At 45.0% G+C, this 18,656-nt stretch carries 14 protein-coding genes; all 14 read right to left on the bottom strand.

The window, feature by feature from the left end:
• Nucleotides 1–43 precede the first annotated feature (43 nt).
• Nucleotides 44–2,146 carry a polyribonucleotide nucleotidyltransferase gene (gene pnp / locus HQN90_RS06625; RefSeq protein WP_173216986.1) on the bottom strand — a complete coding sequence of 701 codons (2,103 nt, stop codon included), beginning with the start codon at nucleotides 2,144–2,146 and terminating at the stop codon, nucleotides 44–46.
• A 195-nt stretch (nucleotides 2,147–2,341) separates the two neighbouring features.
• Complete coding sequence (gene rpsO, locus HQN90_RS06620; RefSeq protein WP_029195252.1) at nucleotides 2,342–2,611, bottom strand: 30S ribosomal protein S15; 270 nt, start codon at nucleotides 2,609–2,611, stop codon at nucleotides 2,342–2,344.
• 168 nt (nucleotides 2,612–2,779) lie between these two features.
• Nucleotides 2,780–3,715: a bifunctional riboflavin kinase/FAD synthetase gene (locus HQN90_RS06615; protein WP_079408974.1), complete on the bottom strand. Its 936-nt coding sequence runs from the start codon at nucleotides 3,713–3,715 to the stop codon at nucleotides 2,780–2,782.
• Nucleotides 3,716–3,761: 46 nt separating this feature from the next.
• Nucleotides 3,762–4,679, bottom strand: coding sequence for a tRNA pseudouridine(55) synthase TruB (gene truB, locus HQN90_RS06610; RefSeq protein ID WP_173216985.1), 918 nt, complete (start codon nucleotides 4,677–4,679; stop codon nucleotides 3,762–3,764).
• Complete coding sequence (locus HQN90_RS06605) at nucleotides 4,676–5,677, bottom strand: DHH family phosphoesterase (RefSeq protein ID WP_246362091.1); 1,002 nt, start codon at nucleotides 5,675–5,677, stop codon at nucleotides 4,676–4,678. The genes truB and HQN90_RS06605 overlap by 4 nt, the downstream gene beginning before the upstream one ends.
• Nucleotides 5,674–6,033 (bottom strand): 30S ribosome-binding factor RbfA, encoded by a 360-nt coding sequence (gene rbfA / locus HQN90_RS06600; protein WP_173216984.1) that lies wholly within the window; start codon nucleotides 6,031–6,033, stop codon nucleotides 5,674–5,676. Before rbfA ends, HQN90_RS06605 begins: the two co-directional genes overlap by 4 nt.
• A gap of 6 nt (nucleotides 6,034–6,039) precedes the next feature.
• Nucleotides 6,040–8,967: a translation initiation factor IF-2 gene (gene infB / locus HQN90_RS06595; protein ID WP_173216983.1), complete on the bottom strand. Its 2,928-nt coding sequence runs from the start codon at nucleotides 8,965–8,967 to the stop codon at nucleotides 6,040–6,042.
• On the bottom strand, nucleotides 8,957–9,286 hold the full coding sequence (locus tag HQN90_RS06590) for a L7Ae/L30e/S12e/Gadd45 family ribosomal protein (RefSeq protein WP_246362090.1): 330 nt from the start codon (nucleotides 9,284–9,286) through the stop codon (nucleotides 8,957–8,959). Before HQN90_RS06590 ends, infB begins: the two co-directional genes overlap by 11 nt.
• A complete protein-coding gene (gene rnpM / locus HQN90_RS06585; RefSeq protein ID WP_173216981.1) occupies nucleotides 9,276–9,593 on the bottom strand; it encodes an RNase P modulator RnpM in 318 nt (105 codons plus the stop codon). Before rnpM ends, HQN90_RS06590 begins: the two co-directional genes overlap by 11 nt.
• Before the next feature lie 33 nt (nucleotides 9,594–9,626).
• On the bottom strand, nucleotides 9,627–10,724 hold the full coding sequence (gene nusA / locus HQN90_RS06580) for a transcription termination factor NusA (protein ID WP_079408967.1): 1,098 nt from the start codon (nucleotides 10,722–10,724) through the stop codon (nucleotides 9,627–9,629).
• A gap of 36 nt (nucleotides 10,725–10,760) precedes the next feature.
• The gene (rimP, locus tag HQN90_RS06575) at nucleotides 10,761–11,225 is read right to left on the bottom strand and encodes a ribosome maturation factor RimP (protein WP_279628294.1); all 465 of its coding nucleotides are present in this window, start codon (nucleotides 11,223–11,225) and stop codon (nucleotides 10,761–10,763) included.
• A gap of 230 nt (nucleotides 11,226–11,455) precedes the next feature.
• Nucleotides 11,456–15,763: a PolC-type DNA polymerase III gene (locus HQN90_RS06570; protein ID WP_173216980.1), complete on the bottom strand. Its 4,308-nt coding sequence runs from the start codon at nucleotides 15,761–15,763 to the stop codon at nucleotides 11,456–11,458.
• Nucleotides 15,764–15,831: 68 nt separating this feature from the next.
• A complete protein-coding gene (gene proS / locus HQN90_RS06565; protein WP_173216979.1) occupies nucleotides 15,832–17,280 on the bottom strand; it encodes a proline--tRNA ligase in 1,449 nt (482 codons plus the stop codon).
• A gap of 22 nt (nucleotides 17,281–17,302) precedes the next feature.
• Nucleotides 17,303–18,562, bottom strand: coding sequence for an RIP metalloprotease RseP (gene rseP / locus HQN90_RS06560; protein ID WP_173216978.1), 1,260 nt, complete (start codon nucleotides 18,560–18,562; stop codon nucleotides 17,303–17,305).
• Nucleotides 18,563–18,656: the final 94 nt, after the last annotated feature.

The following is an 18,656-nucleotide window of genomic DNA, read 5'->3' as shown; positions in this document are numbered from 1 at the left end:
TCTTTGTCCAAAACTATGAAGGGGACTTCACAAGTCACGCGGCTTAGGATTGGGCCGGGACTTGCGAAGTTAATGTTGCTTTGCGAGAAAGATTTACTCTTCCTTGTTGGTCAATCTCTGTTACTTTTACTGTGATTTGATCTCCAATGTTCACAACATCTTCCACTTTAGCTACACGCTCTGTGGAAATTTGCGAAATATGAACCAATCCTTCTTTACCTGGCAGAATCTCGACGAATGCACCGAATTTCTCAACACGTTTAACTGTACCGAGGTACGTTTCGCCAACGATCACTTCACGAACGATGCCTTCAATAATGGAACGCGCTTTTTCGTTCATCTCTTGATTGGATGAAGCGATGAAGACACGGCCATCTTGTTCGATATCAATTTTCACGCCAGTTTCTTCGATGATTTTGTTGATGATTTTACCGCCTGCTCCAATAACATCACGGATTTTGTCCGGATTAATGTTCATGGTCAGAATTTTCGGCGCATATTTGGAAAGGTTTTTCTTAGGCTCCGAAATACGGGATACCATTTTTCCTAAAATGTGCAAACGGCCTTCTTTGGCTTGTTGCAAAGACTGCTGCAGAATGCTGCGATCGATACCGTCAATTTTGATATCCATTTGAAGAGCTGTTATCCCTTCAGCTGTTCCCGCAACTTTGAAGTCCATATCGCCAAGATGATCTTCCATCCCTTGAATATCGGACAAAATGGAGAAGTGGTCTCCGTCTTTGATCAGACCCATAGCAATCCCAGCAACTGGAGCTTTGATTGGAACACCAGCATCCATAAGTGCTAACGTACTTGCGCAAATACTTGCTTGGGAAGTCGAACCGTTCGATTCCAATACTTCAGATACGAGACGAATCGTGTATGGAAACTCAACTTCATTAGGAATGATAGGCTCAAGAGCTCTCTCCCCTAAAGCGCCATGTCCAATTTCCCGACGGCCTGGTGGACGAAGCGGTCTTGCTTCACCAACGGAGAACGGTGGGAAGTTATAATGATGCATGAAACGTTTGGTTTCTGTCAGATCCAACCCATCCAGAATTTGCACATCGCCTAAAGCACCTAATGTACAAATGCTAAGCGCTTGCGTTTGTCCACGCGTGAATAAACCGGAACCGTGTGTACGCGGCAACAGATCAATATCGCAATCAATCGCGCGAATTTCTTCTGGTTTACGCCCATCTGGTCTTACTTTATCATGCGTAATTAAACGACGCACTTCTTCTTTGACGATGTCATAAAGCGTTTCTTTCACGTCACCCAATAGACCAGGTGTTTCTTCATAAAGTGCCGTAAAATGTTCCACAGCTTCCGCATTCACGATATCAATCGCTTCTTGTCTCGCATGCTTCTCCGGAATTTTGATCGCATCCACTAATCTAGCTTGTGCGAATTCACGAACAGCACGGTTAACCTCAGCATCAACGGTATGTAGCTTAACTTCCATTTTCGGTTTACCAGCTTGAGCGACCAGTTCTTCAATCACAGCAACGATTTTGCGGATTTCATCATGACCGAACATGATAGCTTCAAGAACAACTTCCTCAGAAACTTCATTCGCTCCTGCTTCAACCATCATGATCGCGTCTTTCGTTCCAGCAACCGTCAAGTGAATATCACTTTTCTCTGCTGTCTCTCCAGTTGGATTAATGACGAATTGTCCATCAACTCGTCCAACAATCACACCGCCTACAGGTCCATTGAAAGGAACATCCGAAATAGCAAGTGCAGCTGAAGTACCGATCATTGCCGCAATTTCGGGCGGACATTCCTGATCCACGCTCATCACGATGGAAACGATTTGCACGTCATTCCGGAAACCTTCCGGGAATAAAGGACGAATCGGACGATCGGTTAGACGGCTGGAGAGAATAGCTTTCTCACTTGGACGTCCTTCCCGTTTAATAAATCCACCTGGGATTTTACCAACGGAATATAATCTTTCTTCATAATTAACCGTGAGCGGAAAGAAATCCAAATCTTTCGGCCCGCTGGACGCTGTAACTGTACTAAGCACAACCGTATCACCGTATCGCACGGTTACTGCCGCGTTGGCTTGTTTGGCTAGTCGACCCGTTTCTAGAATGAACGGTTTACCGCCAAGTTCCATTTGTACCCTTTTCTCCATAAAATCCTCCTAAGGAATTTCTCATTCCATATGTGTTTGACAACTTGCACAGTCATCCTCTATTTCTGCGCATTGTCTAGTATTTCCTTCTTTTTCCGTTTTAAAAATACAAGAAAAAGCAACCTTGTTGTCACTCTTTGCTGAAGCTTTATCAAGCCCAGCAAAGGAGCAACAGGTTGCTTCTCATTGTCGGTTTTATCGACGCAAACCAAGCTTCTCGATCAAAGCACTGTAACGGCTCACATCTTTGTTCTTCACGTATGCTAGCAATTTACGGCGTTGTCCTACCATTTTGAGCAAGCCACGACGGGAGTGATGATCTTTCTTGTGTGTCCGCAAGTGGTTAGTCAGGTTGACAATGTTCTCAGTAAGAATTGCTACTTGTACCTCTGGTGACCCAGTGTCGGTATCATGTACTTTGTGAGTTTGGATCAGTTGCGTTTTGCGCTCTTGTGTTAATGCCATGATTGGTTCATCTCCTAAATTCTATTGTATCCCCGCTAGCCTAGAAATCGCCGATGATAGCGTCTATCCAAGCTAAGGTTCATGCCAGAAAGATTCGTTTCTTTTGGCAACGTTATTTAGTATATCATAATCGCCTAATAGAAGTAAATGCTTGTTTCCTAGGAACGTTTATAATTTCTGCTTCGCCAATTCGGCATCCTGCTTGATTTGAGCAACCAATTCATCAATGGAGGAGAATTTGCGTTCCGGTCTAAGAAAAGCGATTAATTCCACGCTCATATGCTCGCCATAAATTTGATCAGAGAAATCAAATAAATGCGCTTCAAAGGAAGGCTTTAATTCGCCTGTCGTGAAGGTCGGTTTGATACCGATATTCATAACACCTTTGTAGGTTTCCCCTTTTAGTGAAGCTTTAATCGCATAAACGCCGTTGGTAGGGACGACATACGATTCATCCAATTGAAGATTGGCAGTCGGAAATCCAATCGTTCTTCCCCGCTTGGCTCCATCGACAACGATGCCGCTAATACTATAGGGACGTCCAAGAAGTCTCGTAACTGTGTCAATATCCCCTTGCTGCAATGATTCACGAATGAGAGTACTGCTAACTTTTTCGCCATCCATATGAAAGGGTCTCACCACTTCTACTGAAAATTTCCCATGACTCAGCTCACAGAGCGTATCTGGGTTGCCTTTGCCTTGATAACCAAATGTAAAATCAAACCCACATATCACACTGTCAACGCCAAGTCGGTGCAGTACTTGATCCACGAATTCCTCAGGAGATAACCGCATTAACGAGGCATCGAAGGTAACGATATAAGTATGACTCACACCGAGAGAGGCAAACATCTCCATTTTCTTTCTCATCGGCGTGAGCAAATCCACATATTTATCTTGACCCATAACCGCTCTGGGATGAGGGTGAAAGGTCATAATGGCTGTTGGCAATCCCAGCTTCTTCGCGGTGCGCAAGGCTCGTCCAATGACTTCTTGATGCCCCATATGAACACCATCGAAATCACCGATTGCCACTACTTGCTCGCCTACAAACAGGCTCGAAGCATCGAAATCAATAGGATAAGTTATTGGAATTACTTGCATACGTTTATATTCACCTGCCCATTTCAACCTGTCCCTGACATTGATACTAGAGAAAAACCTTGACCGGGACCAGGGTTTGGCTAGCACTTTTCCATTCAAACAGACCAAGAAAACGCTGATCCGGCGAGTAAGCACGGACAATATGTTGTGAAGCATCTACAAGAATCGTTGTAGGATTGGCTAGCCCTGTAATCTTCTTTCCTTGCAGTGCATGCACAGCTTCTTGGGCGGAAAGTTCAATAGCAGGAATATGCGCAATCGCCTCATCCATAGGAATCATATGTGACTGCAGATCTCCCTCACTCTTCAACTGAATGATCTGCTCAAAAGTCAAGCATTTCTCTTGGCGAATACTCCCTGTTGAAGTTCGGATCAGACTCTTCATAACGGCAGGATAGCCGAGTGCTTTGCCGATATCCACACATAATGTTCGGATATAAGTACCTTTGGAGCATGAAACACGAAATTGAATTTCGGGATGGTTCTGTTGCAGGTCCATTTGAAGAATATCCAGCTGATGGATGGTTGCTTTGCGTGATTTCCGTTCTACTTCCTTGCCTTCGCGGGCTATTTCGTAGAGCCGTTTGCCATCTATCTTAACCGCCGAAAACATCGGTGGAATTTGTTCGATTTCTCCAACAAACGTGCGAAGAACTTCGCGGATCCTCGCTTCATCCAGCTTAACTTCAGCAACTTCTTCCATCACAGTGCCTGTCATATCTTCTGTATCTGTGGAAAGACCAATCCGAAGATACGCCTCATACTCCTTAGGAAGCTCTTGAATATACTCTACCATTCGAGTAGCTCTACCAATGCATAATGGCAAAACTCCAGTTACCTGAGGATCTAATGTGCCTGTGTGACCAATTCGTTTGATGCCTAAAATCCCTCTGACTTTAGCAACAACATCGTGAGATGTGAATCCGGCCGGTTTCCAAACAGGCAAAATGCCTTCTAACGTCATATCAGCTTGCTCCCTACTTCCTGCACCATTTGGGTGACAGCTTCTTCAAGCGTACCGTGGATTGTGCAGCCTGATGCTCGCACATGACCGCCTCCACCCAAGGATTGCGCAATCGCTGCAACATCAACAAGCCCTGAAGAACGGAGACTTACTTTAATTACACCAACAGCCTTCTCCTTAAATAACATCCCTACTTCTACACCTTCCACATTGCGTGGATAATTAACTAAACCATCCAAATCGTCACTTGAAGCTCCTGTTAATTCTAAATCTGACAGAGATACAGCAAGCCACGCTAGTTTGCGATCATGTGCAAAGGATAAGGTAGAGAGCGCTTTTTGAAGAAGTACAATCTGCGAATAGGTGACTCTCTCCAACACTTGTTCGGCTATATCAGCGCCTTTTACACCAAGTGCCAGTAGGGTTGCGCCCATTTGCATCACTTCCGGTGATGTATTGGAATAGCGAAATCCGCCTGTATCCGTCAGTAAACCCGTATAGATGCAGTCACCGAAATCCAAATCAGGCAATAACGCCATATGTATCGCTAAGTCATATAAAATTTGAACCGTAGCCGCGGCATCATGCTTGATCAAATGACAGGAACCAAATCTATCGTTCGTCGGGTGATGATCGACATTGAGCAGCTGCACTTGGTCATCAAAAAGAGTGCTGATCCTACCCATTCTGGAGAAATCAGCACAATCTACACTTATAATGGTTTGATAAAACCTTGTTGGTAGCTCTTGATTATAATTCAACACTTGATCGCTTCCCTGTAAATAGGAAAATTTGGAGGGCATGGCGCCCTCGTTGATCATCGTAAAGGTTTTGCCCAACTGGTTTAGAATCCATCCCATGGCATACGTGGAACTGGCGGCATCTCCATCTGGTTGGATGTGAGATACCACCAAGAAATCATCATGCTGCTCGATAAATGCAGCGGCTGCTGCCAGCTGCTGACTATATTCGGGGGCATGCTTCATTCCACTGCTCATACATTTGAATTCCCTTCCTGATTGAGCTTGTAAAGCAAGTTGTCGATATGACTTCCGTAGTCGATTGAAGCGTCGAACTTAAACTGCAATTCCGGAATTTTGCGCAAACGAATTCGTTTGCCCAGCTCAGAACGAATATACCCAGTGCCTACAGAAAGAGCCTTCAAAGTGCCCTCTTTCTGTTCATCTGTACCCATTACGCTAAGATACACTTTAGCTAAGGATAAATCGTTCGTCACTTCTACACCAGTAACAGTCAAGAAGCCAATACGCGGATCTTTCAATTCGGATTGTACGATCTGGCTTAATTCTTTCTTAATTTGCTCGCCAACTCGACCTACACGAACTCTAGCCATTTGTCATCACCTCTCAACGGACTCCATGATGAAGGCTTCAATAATGTCGCCCTCTTTAATATCATGATAACGCTCCAGAGATATACCACATTCGTAACCTTGTGCAACTTCTTTTTGGTCGTCCTTGAATCGTTTCAAGGAATCGATTTTACCTTCGTGGACAACAATGCCACTACGGATCAAGCGAGTTTGCGCGTTACGAGCAATTTTGCCTGATATGATCATACAGCCAGCAATTGTGCCTGAACCCGTAATTTTGAACACATTACGAACTTCCGCTTGACCAAGAACAACTTCTTTGAAGATTGGATCCAGCATCCCTTTCATGGCTTGCTCGATTTCTTCAATTACGTTGTAAATGATGTTATGCAGACGAATGTCCACTTTCTCTTGATCAGCTGTTGCTTTCGCAGCAGGCTCTGGACGAACGTTGAATCCGATAATAATTGCGTTGGAAGCAGATGCCAGAATAATATCGGACTCTGTAACAGCACCAACACCGTTATGAAGAATTTTAACGCGAACGCCTTCGACTTCAATTTTCTCAAGGGAGCTTTTCAGTGCTTCTACGGAGCCTTGAACATCACCTTTGATAATCACATTCAGATCTTTAATTTCGCCATCTTTAATGTGTTTGAAGAGGTCATCCAATGTCACGCGTGAATTAGCTGTCATCTCCGATTGGCGAAGTGCTACGGCACGGCGGTCTGCAATGTCTCTTGCCTTACGCTCATCCTCATAAGCAAGGAATGGATCCCCAGCTTGTGGAACTTCGGTAAGACCCGTAATTTCAACCGGCGTTGAAGGACCTGCTTCTTTCAATCGCTTGCCTTTGTCATTGACCATTGCTCTAACACGGCCGAAACATACACCGGCTACGAAACTGTCTCCCACTTTCAATGTACCGTGTTGAATCAGGATACGAGCAACTGGCCCTCTGCCTTTATCCAACTCAGCCTCAATGACCGTAGCTCTTGCACGTTTGTTCGGGTTAGCTTTGTATTCTTGAACTTCTGCTACAAGCAAGATCATCTCTAGGAGATTTTCAAGCCCGATCCGTTGTTTCGCGGAAATTTCACAGAAGATCGTATCGCCGCCCCACTCCTCAGGTACCAATTCATAAGCCGTAAGAGCTTGCTTGATTTGATCCGGATTCGCGCCTTCTTTATCAATCTTGTTCACAGCTACAATGATAGGAACGCCAGCCGCTTTCGCATGGTTAATTGCTTCTACGGTTTGTGGCATAACACCGTCGTCTGCTGCAACAACGATAATCGTAATATCGGTCACTTGCGCACCGCGGGCACGCATCGTTGTAAATGCTTCGTGACCAGGTGTATCCAAGAACGTAATTTTCTTATGGTTGACTTCAACCTGATAGGCACCAATATGCTGCGTGATACCACCCGCTTCACCTTCGGTAACACTTGTTTTACGAATAGCATCGAGCAACGTCGTTTTACCGTGATCGACGTGACCCATAATCGTAACAACCGGTGGACGCTCTAACAGATCAGCCTCATCATCGATTTCTTCGAAAGTCTCAAAGTTGTCTTCTTCGACTTTGATTTTGATTTCAACCTCAACACCAAACTCAGAAGCAACCAATTGAATGGCTTCCAAATCAAGTTCTTGGTTGATAGTTGCCATCGTACCCAGGAATAACAGCTTTTTAATAACTTCAGAAGCATCTTTGTGAAGTAATTTAGCTGTTTCACCAACCGTCATACTGCCACGAACGATAATCTTCTTAGGTGTGTTGTCGATCTTTTCTTTTTTGACAGTTTCTTGTTGATATCTGCCGCGGTTGTTGCCGCGTTGATTACCTCGGTTGTTACCGCCTGGTCCGCGATTTCCGCCGGAACGGTTATCATCGAAACGTTTTGGCGTAGGCTTGGATTTCTTCGTTGTAATAACGCCAGCTTTCGCTGCTGCTTCATCCAACTCAGCTGCCGTAGCTCCTACGTGGAACTGAGGTTTAGCTTCTTGAACAACCGGTCTTCCGCTTTGGTTATTATTGCGGTTGTCGAACGGCTTCGATTGACGGCTTGGGCCTGCGCTGCGGTTAGGACCCGCATTTTGTGGACGGCTGCTGTTTGCACTTTGGCCGCCGCCAGCTCCAGCTCCGCCAGTCCCTTGACTTGGACGTGCTCCAGCATAATTGCTATTGCTGCGTGGAGCTCCGCCTTGTCCTTGACCCTGGCTGTAGCCTTGACCGCCGCTTGGGCGTTGGCTGTTGTATCCGCCAGTTGAACCTGCAGGACGTTGGCCACCTGTGTTGGAACCTTGATAGCCCGTACGTTGGCCTTGACCTTGACTAGATCCTTGGCCGCTTGGACGTTGTCCGCCTGGATTAGAACCTTGATACCCGGTACGTTGGCCACCTTGGCTTTGACCGCTTGGACGTTGTCCGCCTGGATTGGATCCTTGGTAACCTGTACGTTGGCCACCTTGGCCTTGACTGCTTGGACGTTGTCCGCCTTGTGATGATCCTTGGCCGCTTGGGCGATGATCACGTTGCGATTGTGCAGGACGACTCGTCGTGTTTGACGTAGATTGTCCTTGCTGTGGTGTCACTGCACCATTAGTTGTTGTGCTGCTGCTAGTCTGTTCTGAAACAACTGGGCTTGAAGCCGGAGTTGCTGCACCTTTATTCTCTTGTGCTGGAGCCTGCGATGCAGGGTTCTGATTCGTCGTAGATGAACTCACATTTCCTCCGTCCGTAGCTGCTCGTTTGGCAGCCGCATTGGCTTTGATATCGCGAAAAAACTTTTCTACACTGCTTACTGCATCATTTTCCATTACACTCATGTGATTGTTAACAGGAATGTTTAAACGTTTGAGAATGGTAATAATCTCTTTGCTGCTCATATTGAGCGCTTTTGCGTATTCATATACGCGCGTTTTGTCCTTATTGTCTTGTTTATTGGTCAATATGTTTCACCTCCGCAGGATTATCTTGACTCTTCTGCAGCATCTGCGCGAAGCCTCCGTCCAATACACCTATGGTGACACGCATTTCTTTTCCTATGCTGCGACCCAATTCATACTTCGTACCGATTTCCATGAGTTTAACCCCATAAAATAGGCATTTATCTTGAAATTTCTTACGTGTATTAGCCGATGCATCTTCCGCCATAATGACAAGTTTAGCTTCACCTGCGCGAATTGCTTTAAAAACACCTTCATCGCCGGTAACCAGCTTACCCGCCCGCATCGCCAAGCCCAATTGGGAGAGAAATTTAGGATTCATCGTCTTCAGACTCCTCCTCTTTCGAAGAGAGGAATTCATCTTCAACTCGAATAAAATCTTGCTCCAATTGATCATAAATATCAGCGCCTACGGCATGCTTAAGGGCTCTATCCAGGGCTTTGCTTTTCTTTGCCAATTTAAAACAAGAAACTTTACCGCATAAGTAGGCACCGCGCCCAGACTTCTTCCCTTTGAGATCAATGAGAATGTCATCTTCCGGCGTTTTGACGACGCGGATCAAGTCCCTCTTCGGCATCATTTCCTGGCAGGCCACGCATTTTCTCAGAGGGATTTTTCTCTGCTTCATTCCGATCACCCCTTGCTCCAAACCAAAACTTAATTAATCGATGCTAACGGAATCTTGATGCATTTCTTCCGTATATGTTTTCACTCTGCCAAACTCTTGTTCTGCTTGTGTCTCACTCTTTATGTCAATTTTCCAGCCTGTTAATTTGGCAGCTAAACGAGCATTTTGCCCTTTTATCCCAATAGCTAGAGAAAGTTGATAATCAGGCACAATGACACGCGCCATCTTTTCATTTTCATGAATTTGTACTTCAAGAACTTTGGATGGGCTAAGCGCATTCGCTACATACTCTTCCACACTTTCCATCCAGCGAACGATGTCAATCTTCTCGCCGCGCAGCTCGCTGACAATCGTTTGAACGCGAAGCCCTTTCGGACCTACGCAAGATCCAACTGGATCGACTTCATGATTGCGGGAGTGAACAGCGATTTTGGAACGGAAACCAGCTTCACGGGCTACCGAACGAATCTCAACAACGCCATCAAAAATTTCCGGCACTTCCAATTCAAAAAGACGCTTCAACAATCCTGGATGTGTGCGGGACAAAATGATTTGAGGACCTTTGGTCGTATTTTCTACTTTCGTGATATACGCTTTGATCCGATCACCTTGCTTGAATTTATCTGTCGGCATGAGTTCTGTCAAAGGCAATACGGCCTCAACTTTCCCCAAGTCCACATAGATATTACGTTGATCCTGACGCTGTAGGATACCTGTAACGATATCTTCCTCTTTGTCAATAAAAGCGTTATAAATCAAGCCACGCTCCGCTTCACGAATACGCTGTGTAACCACTTGCTTAGCGGTTTGTGCAGCAATTCGACCAAAATCGCGAGGAGTCACTTCAATTTCAACGATATCTTCCAATTGATAATTCGGATTAATTTCGCGAGAAGCATGCACCGAAATTTCCAATCTTGGATCTAGTACTTCCTCAGTTACCGTTTTACGGGCATATACCTTAATGAGGCCTGTATGGCGATTGATATCGACGCGCACGTTTTGTGCGGTGTTGAAATTGCGTTTATAACTAGAAATCATCGCTGCCTCAATTGCATCGATAAGTAACTCCTTCGAGATACCCTTCTCACGTTCAATTTCCGACAGCGCTTCGATAAAATCCGTGTTCATTTGAACTGAGTCCCCCCCTTCAATAAGTAACGTTCACTAAAAAACGATAGCAAGACGAGCACTTGCCACTTTGGTGAACGGAATGATGACTTTCTTTTTACCGATTTCGACTACGAGGTCTTCCTCGTCAAAAGAAGTCAGTAATCCTTCAAACTCTTTGGAACCGTCAATCGGCTCATACGTGGTAACAAATACGTGACTGTCCACAGCCCTGTGATAATCTTGAGTTTTCTTGAGCGGACGTTCCGCTCCTGGTGATGAAACTTCCAAGAAATAGGCATCAGCGATCGGATCTTTCTCATCCAATTGAACACTTAAGTATTCGCTGATACGGCCGCAATCATCTATATCAATTCCGCCTTCCTTGTCTGCATAGACACGAAGGAACCAATTGCTGCCCTCTTTGACATATTCAATATCCACGAGTTCAAATCCATTTTGTTCAATGAAATCCTTCAGCATGTCCTCAATGACGGATTTGATTTGTGCTTGTGTAACCACAGATAAATGTACCTCCTAAAATTGACTTTCCTTTGTCGTAAACCGAAAAGTCCTATATCAAAATGTAAAGAGTGGGTTTCCCCACTCTTTAATCACAAGATGATATCCTCATTATTGCCAATAAAAATTATACCATAACCATTCTTTGCATTACAATAGCAAACTTGTTAATCATTTTCACTTGACAGCTAATCATTTTTTTATCAAATCAGGCTGAACAACGACCCTTTTTAGAATAGGGAAAGTTGATTGGACTCCGGAAGTCCTCGGAAACAACCCATCGTACTCAGCATCTCAATGACCGTTTTCGAAGCTTTGGACCGATTCTGGAAATCCTCAATCGACAGGAAGTCTCCATCTTCCTTGGCAGCGGCAATATTCTTAGCCGCATTTTCACCGATACCGGACATAGCAGCAAACGGAGGAATCAGTGATGTTCCATCAATGATAAACTTCGTCGCGTCCGAGCGGTAAATATCAATAGGCTTAAAGCTAAATCCGCGTGAAGTCATTTCGAGAGACATCTCGAGAATCGAAACCATCGCTTTTTCCTTTGGCAGCGCTTGGAAGCCCTTCTCTTCAATTTCTATCAGCTTCTTGAGAATCGCATCATACCCTTGGCATAATAATTCAAGATCAAAGTCCGCCGCACGAACACTAAAGTAAGTCGCATAATAGGCAATCGGGTGATAGACTTTGAAGTAAGCGGTACGTACGGCAGAGATGACATAAGCCGCAGCATGCGCTTTTGGAAACATGTACTCAATCCGCTCACAGGATTCAATATACCAAGCCGGTACATTACAGCGCTTCATCTCATCCTTCCACTCATCTGTCAGGCCTTTCCCCTTACGAACACTTTCCGTAATTTTGAAAGCCAACCCTGCATCCATTCCAGCCTTATAGATTAAGTAGAGCATGATATCATCCCGACAGCCGATAACTGTCTTAATGTTGCATATCCCTTTCTTAATCAGCTCCTGGGCATTTCCTAACCAAACTCCCGTTCCATGAGACAGTCCGGAAATTTGCAATAAGTCAGCGAAAGAGCTCGGCTGTGTTTCCTGAAGCATTTGACGAACGAATTTCGTTCCCATCTCGGGAACCCCATAAGTCGCAACAGGAGAGCGGATTTGATCCGGTCTTACATTAAGTGCTTCCGTCGAATTAAAAATACTCATCGCCTTCGCATCGTTCATCGGAATTGTCGTTGGATCAATCCCCGTCAAATCCTGCAACATCCGCATCATAGTCGGATCGTCGTGTCCAAGAATATCGAGTTTCAGCAAATTGGCATCAAAGGCATGATAGTCAAAATGCGTTGTCATCCATTCCGAGTTTTTATCATCTGCCGGGAACTGCACAGGCGTGATATCATCTACTTCCATATAATCCGGCACAACGACAATACCGCCCGGATGCTGCCCTGTGCTCCGCTTAACGCCTGTACAACCGGAAGCTAATCGGCTGATTTCGGCGCCACGCCATTTCGCGCCTTGTTCCTCTTCATACTTTTTAACAAACCCAAAAGCCGTCTTCTCCGCAACCGTACCAATCGTTCCTGCACGGAAAACATTTTTCTCACCGAAGATCTCTTTGGTGTAATTATGGGCTACCGGCTGATAATCTCCGGAAAAGTTCAAATCGATATCGGGAACCTTGTCCCCTTTGAAGCCGAGGAACGTTTCGAAGGGAATATCATGACCGTCCCCTTTAAGCGGCCCCCCGCAATTCGGGCAAATCTTATTCGGCAAGTCGAATCCACTCGGGACACTACCGTCCAGGAACCATTCGCTATGCTGGCAAGCTGAACAAATATAATGAGGAGGCAAAGGATTAACTTCAGAAATCCCTAACATCATCGCAACAACAGAGGACCCTACAGATCCCCGTGAACCTACGAGATAGCCGTCTTCATTGGACTTTTTGACAAGGCGCTCAGAAATAAGATAGTTGGCAGAGAATCCGAATTTAATAATCGGAACCAATTCTTTTTCCAATCGAGCCACAATAACCTCCGGCAATTCCTCGCCATACATGTTCTTAGCGGTTGTATAGCAGGTATCACGAATTTCCTCGTCCGCCCCTTCAATAATAGGGGTAAACAGCTTGTCCGGGAAAAGTTCAATAACTTCAAACCGATCCGCCAAATCATTGGTGCTGCGAATAACGACCTCAATCGCCTTTTCTTCGCCCAGAAATTTAAATTCTTCCAGCATCTCTTTCGTCGTACGGAAATGAGCATCAGGCTTCTTCAGCGCTTTCAGTGGACTAAACCCCGTAATGCCGTTAATCGTAATATCCCGACATACTTTTTCACGAGGATTTAGATAATGAACGTTCCCCGTCGCAATGACTGGTTTGCCTGTTTTATAGCCAATTTCACAAACACGGCGCACTGCGTTCTCTAAGTCTTCGACACTGCCTACAAGGCCTTTCTCAACAAGATGCATGTTGTAGCTTACGGGTTGGATTTCTAAAATGTCATAAAATTCGGCAACCTGTTCCGCTTCTTCTACTGATTTATTAAGAACGGCCTCGAAGAACTCACCCTTTTCACAACCAGAAGTAAGAAGAAGTCCCTCTCGGTGTGCGACTAGGAGACTCTTGGGTATTGTTGCCGAGCGTTGCAAATACTGCGTATGGGATAACGAAATAAGTCTGAATAAGTTCTTTTTGCCAATGGCATTAAGCGCATAAATGCAGCAATGAAACGGGCGTTGATTCGACAAATCTTTACCTACGTAATCATTCAATTTAGCCAGACTCGTAATTTGTCGATCATTGGCTTCATTAATTAAATGATACAGCACATAACCCAAAGCTATGGAGTCATCTATCGCGCGGTGATGGTTGTCTAGACCGACTTTGAATTTATCAGATAAGGTGTTCAAGCGATGATTCTTCATGGAAGGGAAGAGAAATCTAGCCAGCTCAAGCGTATCAAGAACCGCATTGGTAACTTCCGGCAGACCCATTCGTTTCAAATTGGTTTGCAGGAATCCCATATCGAAACGGGCATTATGCGCTACTAGTACGGCATCGCCAATAAATTCAACGAACTTCGGAAGCTCATCTTCAATGTCAGGCGCCCCCGCGACCATATCATCCGTAATATTCGTTAATTGCTGAATGTTATAAGGAATCTTCTCATGTGGGTCAATAAACGTTGCAAACCGGTCAATTTCTTTGCCATCCTGCATTTTGACGCCAGCAAGCTCGATAATTCGATTATTCGTTACGGAAAGCCCTGTCGTCTCCACGTCAAAAATGACATAAGTAGCTTGCTTCAAATCCAAATCGCGGCCATTCATGACAATAGGCACCGAGTCGTTAACAACGTTGGCTTCTAAGCCGTAAATGACTTTAATACCGTGTTTCTTAGCAGCTTTACCCGCATCAGGATAACATTGAATGTTACTATGATCTGTAATCGCAATCGCTTTGTGCCCCCATTTGGCAGCCATTTTCACGTATTGATCGACAGAAGTCAAAGCATCCATGGTACTCATGTTCGTATGCAAATGGAATTCTACACGCTTCTCTGCGGCATCATCCATACGGTCTTTAGGCGGCATTACTTCTGTTAAATCGTTGGGAATCATGACCAATTCGGGAATTTGCATAAACCGATCATACTCAACCTTGCCTCGCGCTCTAATCCACGTCCCATTCGCAAGAAGACTGAGAATTTTCACATCGTCCTTCGTTTTTGCAAATACTTTCATCGCTAAGGAATCGCTAAAATCAGTCAAGTTAAAGGTAAACAACGTATTCCCGTTTCTTAATTCCTTAACGTCAAGACCAAACACCGTTCCTTGAACCGTAATTTTCTTCTCTTCCTCTTGGATATTCTTAAGCGGTGTCGGCACCTCTTTAATTTCATAGCCCATCACAAGCTTCAAGTCATCCGGCAAGGAAGATTCTTCTTCTTCCATATCAATGGACATCATAATTTCCTGCGTAATCGTCTTCTCGCCCTGCTCGCGCTGCTTCGCAAACTTCTCATACTCGGCTTCAATTTCCGTTGAGTCGCTTATGGCATACTTGACAGTCAGCTCAGTTTGGAAAAAATTATGGAAGAAATTCCGTATAAACATATCCATATTTTTTTTCTTCGCCAGTTCAAGCCCAATTTGATCGAGCATCACGAGTGTTAATGAATGCCCTTGCACATCGACTTTCGCTTTGGTCATCCACCCATTAATCGAGGCAACCTCACGCTGCAGCCACTCCAAAAATAAGCTCCAGTATTCTTCTACCAAATCTGCCGGTTCGGCTTGCTCAAATTTCCAAATAAAGCGAATCTTCGCGATTTGAGCGAACTTTTCTTGAATCATTTTACAAAAAGAGCGGTATGTGTTCAAAGGCACCAATTCATTTTTCACCAAATAAAAGGTCCAATCGCGATTCTTGCGACTTATCTCCACTTGGTCAATATAGCCTTCTGCAAAAAATGAGCGCACCACATCGGCTGGAATCTCGGCTTGCTGCATCAAAAGCTCAAAGCGATTCCGTTTATCAGCCAAAATACTCATGAACAGCCTCCCCATAAAAATACGAAGGGCAATGGAATTGTTGCCTCCATTTGCCCTTTGGATTGTAATTAATAGCTTCGGCCAAAAACGACCGTATGTTTAGCAGCTTCGCCGCAAACGAGACAAGTTGATTTCGTTTCTGAAGGTGTGAAAGGAATATTGCGGCTTGTCGCACCTGTTTCTTGCTTCACGTGCTCTTCACACGCATTGGAGCCACACCAACCAGCTAGCGCAAATCCGCGTTTCGTCTCCAAAAACGTCTTGAACTCTTCGATAGAGTCAACAGCGATATAATGCTCATCACGGAACTGCTTCGCTTTATCATACATCTGCTGGTGAATCTCAGCAAGTAAATTTTGAACTTCTTGCACAAAATCAGCTTGCTGCACAATTTTCTTCTCTCCGCTTACACGAGAAACCAAAACAACTTGCCCATTTTCCATATCGCGAGGGCCTAATTCAACACGAATCGGTACGCCGCGCATTTCATATTCATTGAATTTCCAGCCTGGGCTTTGATCCGCGCGATCGTCTACTTTCACTCGAACGCCAGCTTTCTTGAGCTCAGCGTACAACTCATCCACTCGGCCGATAACTTGCTCTCTCGTTTTTGGAGGTCCAATCGGAATCATAATAACCTGAGTTGGCGCAACTTTAGGCGGCAAAGCCAAGCCGCGATCATCACCATGAACCATAATCAGAGCACCGATTAATCGCGTACTTACTCCCCATGAAGTTGTATGTGCGAATTGATGCTGATTTTCACGATCCAGAAACTTAATATCGAAAGCAACTGCGAAGTTGGTTCCGAGGTAATGAGAAGTCCCGGCTTGTACCGCTTTGCCATCCTTCATCATCGCTTCGATTGAAAATGTATCGATAGCACCAGCAAATTTCTCAGAAGGTGTTTTCTGTCCAACGATAACCGGAATGGCTAGGAAATCCTCGGCAAACTGGCGGTACACCTCTAGCATCTGCATCGTTTCGCGGCGCGCATCCTGCTCATCTTCATGAGCCGTGTGACCTTCCTGCCACAAGAATTCGGTTGTACGCAGGAACGGCAATGTACGCTTCTCCCAACGAACTACGTTCGCCCATTGGTTGATCAAAAGGGGTAAATCACGGTAGGAGTTGATCCACTCCGAATACATGTGTCCAATCATGGTTTCCGAAGTTGGACGAATCGCTAAACGCTCTTCGAGCTTCTCACCACCGGCTTCCGTCACCCATGGAAGTTCAGGATTGAAGCCTTCTACGTGCTCTTTTTCCTTCTGAAAAAAGCTTTCTGGAATAAAAAGCGGGAAATAGGCGTTGCGGTGACCCGTTTCTTTGAATTTGCTATCCAGCTCGCGTTGAATGTTCTCCCAAATTTCATAACCATCCGGCTTGAACACGATACAGCCTCGAACCGGGGAATAGCTCATTAAATCAGCTTTCTTAATAACGTCTATATACCAACGGGAGAAATCTTCCCCCTGTGGTGTAATCTCTTTCACAAACTGTTTATCGTTTGACATAAACCCTCCCAGATCATTAGAACTATCCCTTAATCAAGCGTAAAATATCATTATACGTTACAGCCACCATCAGCAGCATGAGCAGTGCAAACCCAACAAAGTGAACCATGCTTTCCCGGTTCGGATCGATTGGCTTGCCGCGCAGTGCTTCCAATCCCATAAATAGAAGTCGACTTCCATCCAAGGCTGGAATCGGCAGAAGGTTAAATATCCCTAGGTATAAGCTCAAAGTAGCTGTCCAAGAGAGGAAAACCGTTATTCCCATTTGAGCAAATTGAGCAGATACTTGAGCCGTTCTTACAGGCCCGCCTAAATCATCAAGTTTAAATTGAAGCGTAACTAGCTTTTGAAGCCCTGTTACGATTCCGATTGTCGTACCAACGACCTGATCGTAAGTGCCTGTCAAGACTTCACTGAAGCTTGCGCTCCTGCGATCACCGGAAATGACAACACCTAACTTCCCGGAACCTGCATCCATCTCAGGCGTAACTTGAACCGTTAATGGGTTTCCAGCACGATCGATGACCCAAGTCATCGGCTTGCCTGCAGAAGCTTGAATAGAGGTAACCAGCTTCTCACGATCGGTTCCAATCGGATGATTATCAATGGACATGATAATATCGCCTTTTTGCAGGCCCGCCTTCTCTCCTGCTTTCCCAGCAACGACTGAATCAAGCTTCACATTCGTGAATACCCCTGACATAATGACAACGATGAAGAACAAGACGATCGCTAAAACAAAGTTCATCACTGGACCCATAACGATGGCAATTGCTCGTTGGCCCACTGTTTTGGAGCCGAACTGGCGATCATAGGGAGCGATTTGCGTTTCTGTTCCTTTCGTAACCATCATAGCTTGCGGTTCAATCGGATATGTAACTTTTTCCCCATCGACATCTAAAGTAACTTGGAGTGCACGCTCCAAATCAATTTGTTCCACGACGCCAAGGATTACATTCGAACGACGGTCAAGTTGATCGAGATAAAGCGATGTCACTTGGTTTTGTTTATTTAATTTAATGGCAACCGTCTGACCTGGATTGACTTGAACGATTTCCGGATCTTCGCCAGCCATCCGAACGAATCCACCTATCGGCAGAATCCGCAATGTATAGCGGGTTTCCCCTTTTTTATATGAGAAAATCTTGGGCCCAAAGCCGATAGCAAATTCTCTCACCAAGATACCTGCCCGTTTGGCGAAGTAAAAATGACCCCACTCATGAATCGTGACAAGAACGAAAAACAACAAAATAACCTTCAATCCAACTTCTATGGTTGACAAGTCGTAATTCCTCCTTCAAGTTTTCACCAGAAAACTTACCTATGTATGCATAAAGCATAATGTTTTCATTGGAAACCTGCCTTCTAAGCATCCT

Origin of the sequence: Paenibacillus alba (assembly GCF_013204855.1) — a bacterium.
Taxonomy (GTDB): domain Bacteria; phylum Bacillota; class Bacilli; order Paenibacillales; family NBRC-103111; genus Paenibacillus_E; species Paenibacillus_E alba.
This window is presented reverse-complemented; position numbering and strand designations above follow the sequence as displayed.

Excerpts from the sequence above, each read along its gene's own strand:
- HQN90_RS06605 (WP_246362091.1), bottom strand. The coding sequence starts at position 5,677 with ATGAGCAGTGGAATGAAGCATGCCCCCGAATATAGTCAGCAGCTGGCA.
- HQN90_RS06570 (WP_173216980.1), bottom strand. The coding sequence starts at position 15,763 with ATGAGTATTTTGGCTGATAAACGGAATCGCTTTGAGCTTTTGATGCAG.
- HQN90_RS06615 (WP_079408974.1), bottom strand. The coding sequence starts at position 3,715 with ATGCAAGTAATTCCAATAACTTATCCTATTGATTTCGATGCTTCGAGC.
- rbfA (WP_173216984.1), bottom strand. The coding sequence starts at position 6,033 with ATGGCTAGAGTTCGTGTAGGTCGAGTTGGCGAGCAAATTAAGAAAGAA.
- proS (WP_173216979.1), bottom strand. The coding sequence starts at position 17,280 with ATGTCAAACGATAAACAGTTTGTGAAAGAGATTACACCACAGGGGGAA.
- nusA (WP_079408967.1), bottom strand. The coding sequence starts at position 10,724 with ATGAACACGGATTTTATCGAAGCGCTGTCGGAAATTGAACGTGAGAAG.
- pnp (WP_173216986.1), bottom strand. The coding sequence starts at position 2,146 with ATGGAGAAAAGGGTACAAATGGAACTTGGCGGTAAACCGTTCATTCTA.
- HQN90_RS06590 (WP_246362090.1), bottom strand. The coding sequence starts at position 9,286 with ATGAATCCTAAATTTCTCTCCCAATTGGGCTTGGCGATGCGGGCGGGT.
- rnpM (WP_173216981.1), bottom strand. The coding sequence starts at position 9,593 with ATGAAGCAGAGAAAAATCCCTCTGAGAAAATGCGTGGCCTGCCAGGAA.
- rpsO (WP_029195252.1), bottom strand. The coding sequence starts at position 2,611 with ATGGCATTAACACAAGAGCGCAAAACGCAACTGATCCAAACTCACAAA.
- truB (WP_173216985.1), bottom strand. The coding sequence starts at position 4,679 with ATGACGTTAGAAGGCATTTTGCCTGTTTGGAAACCGGCCGGATTCACA.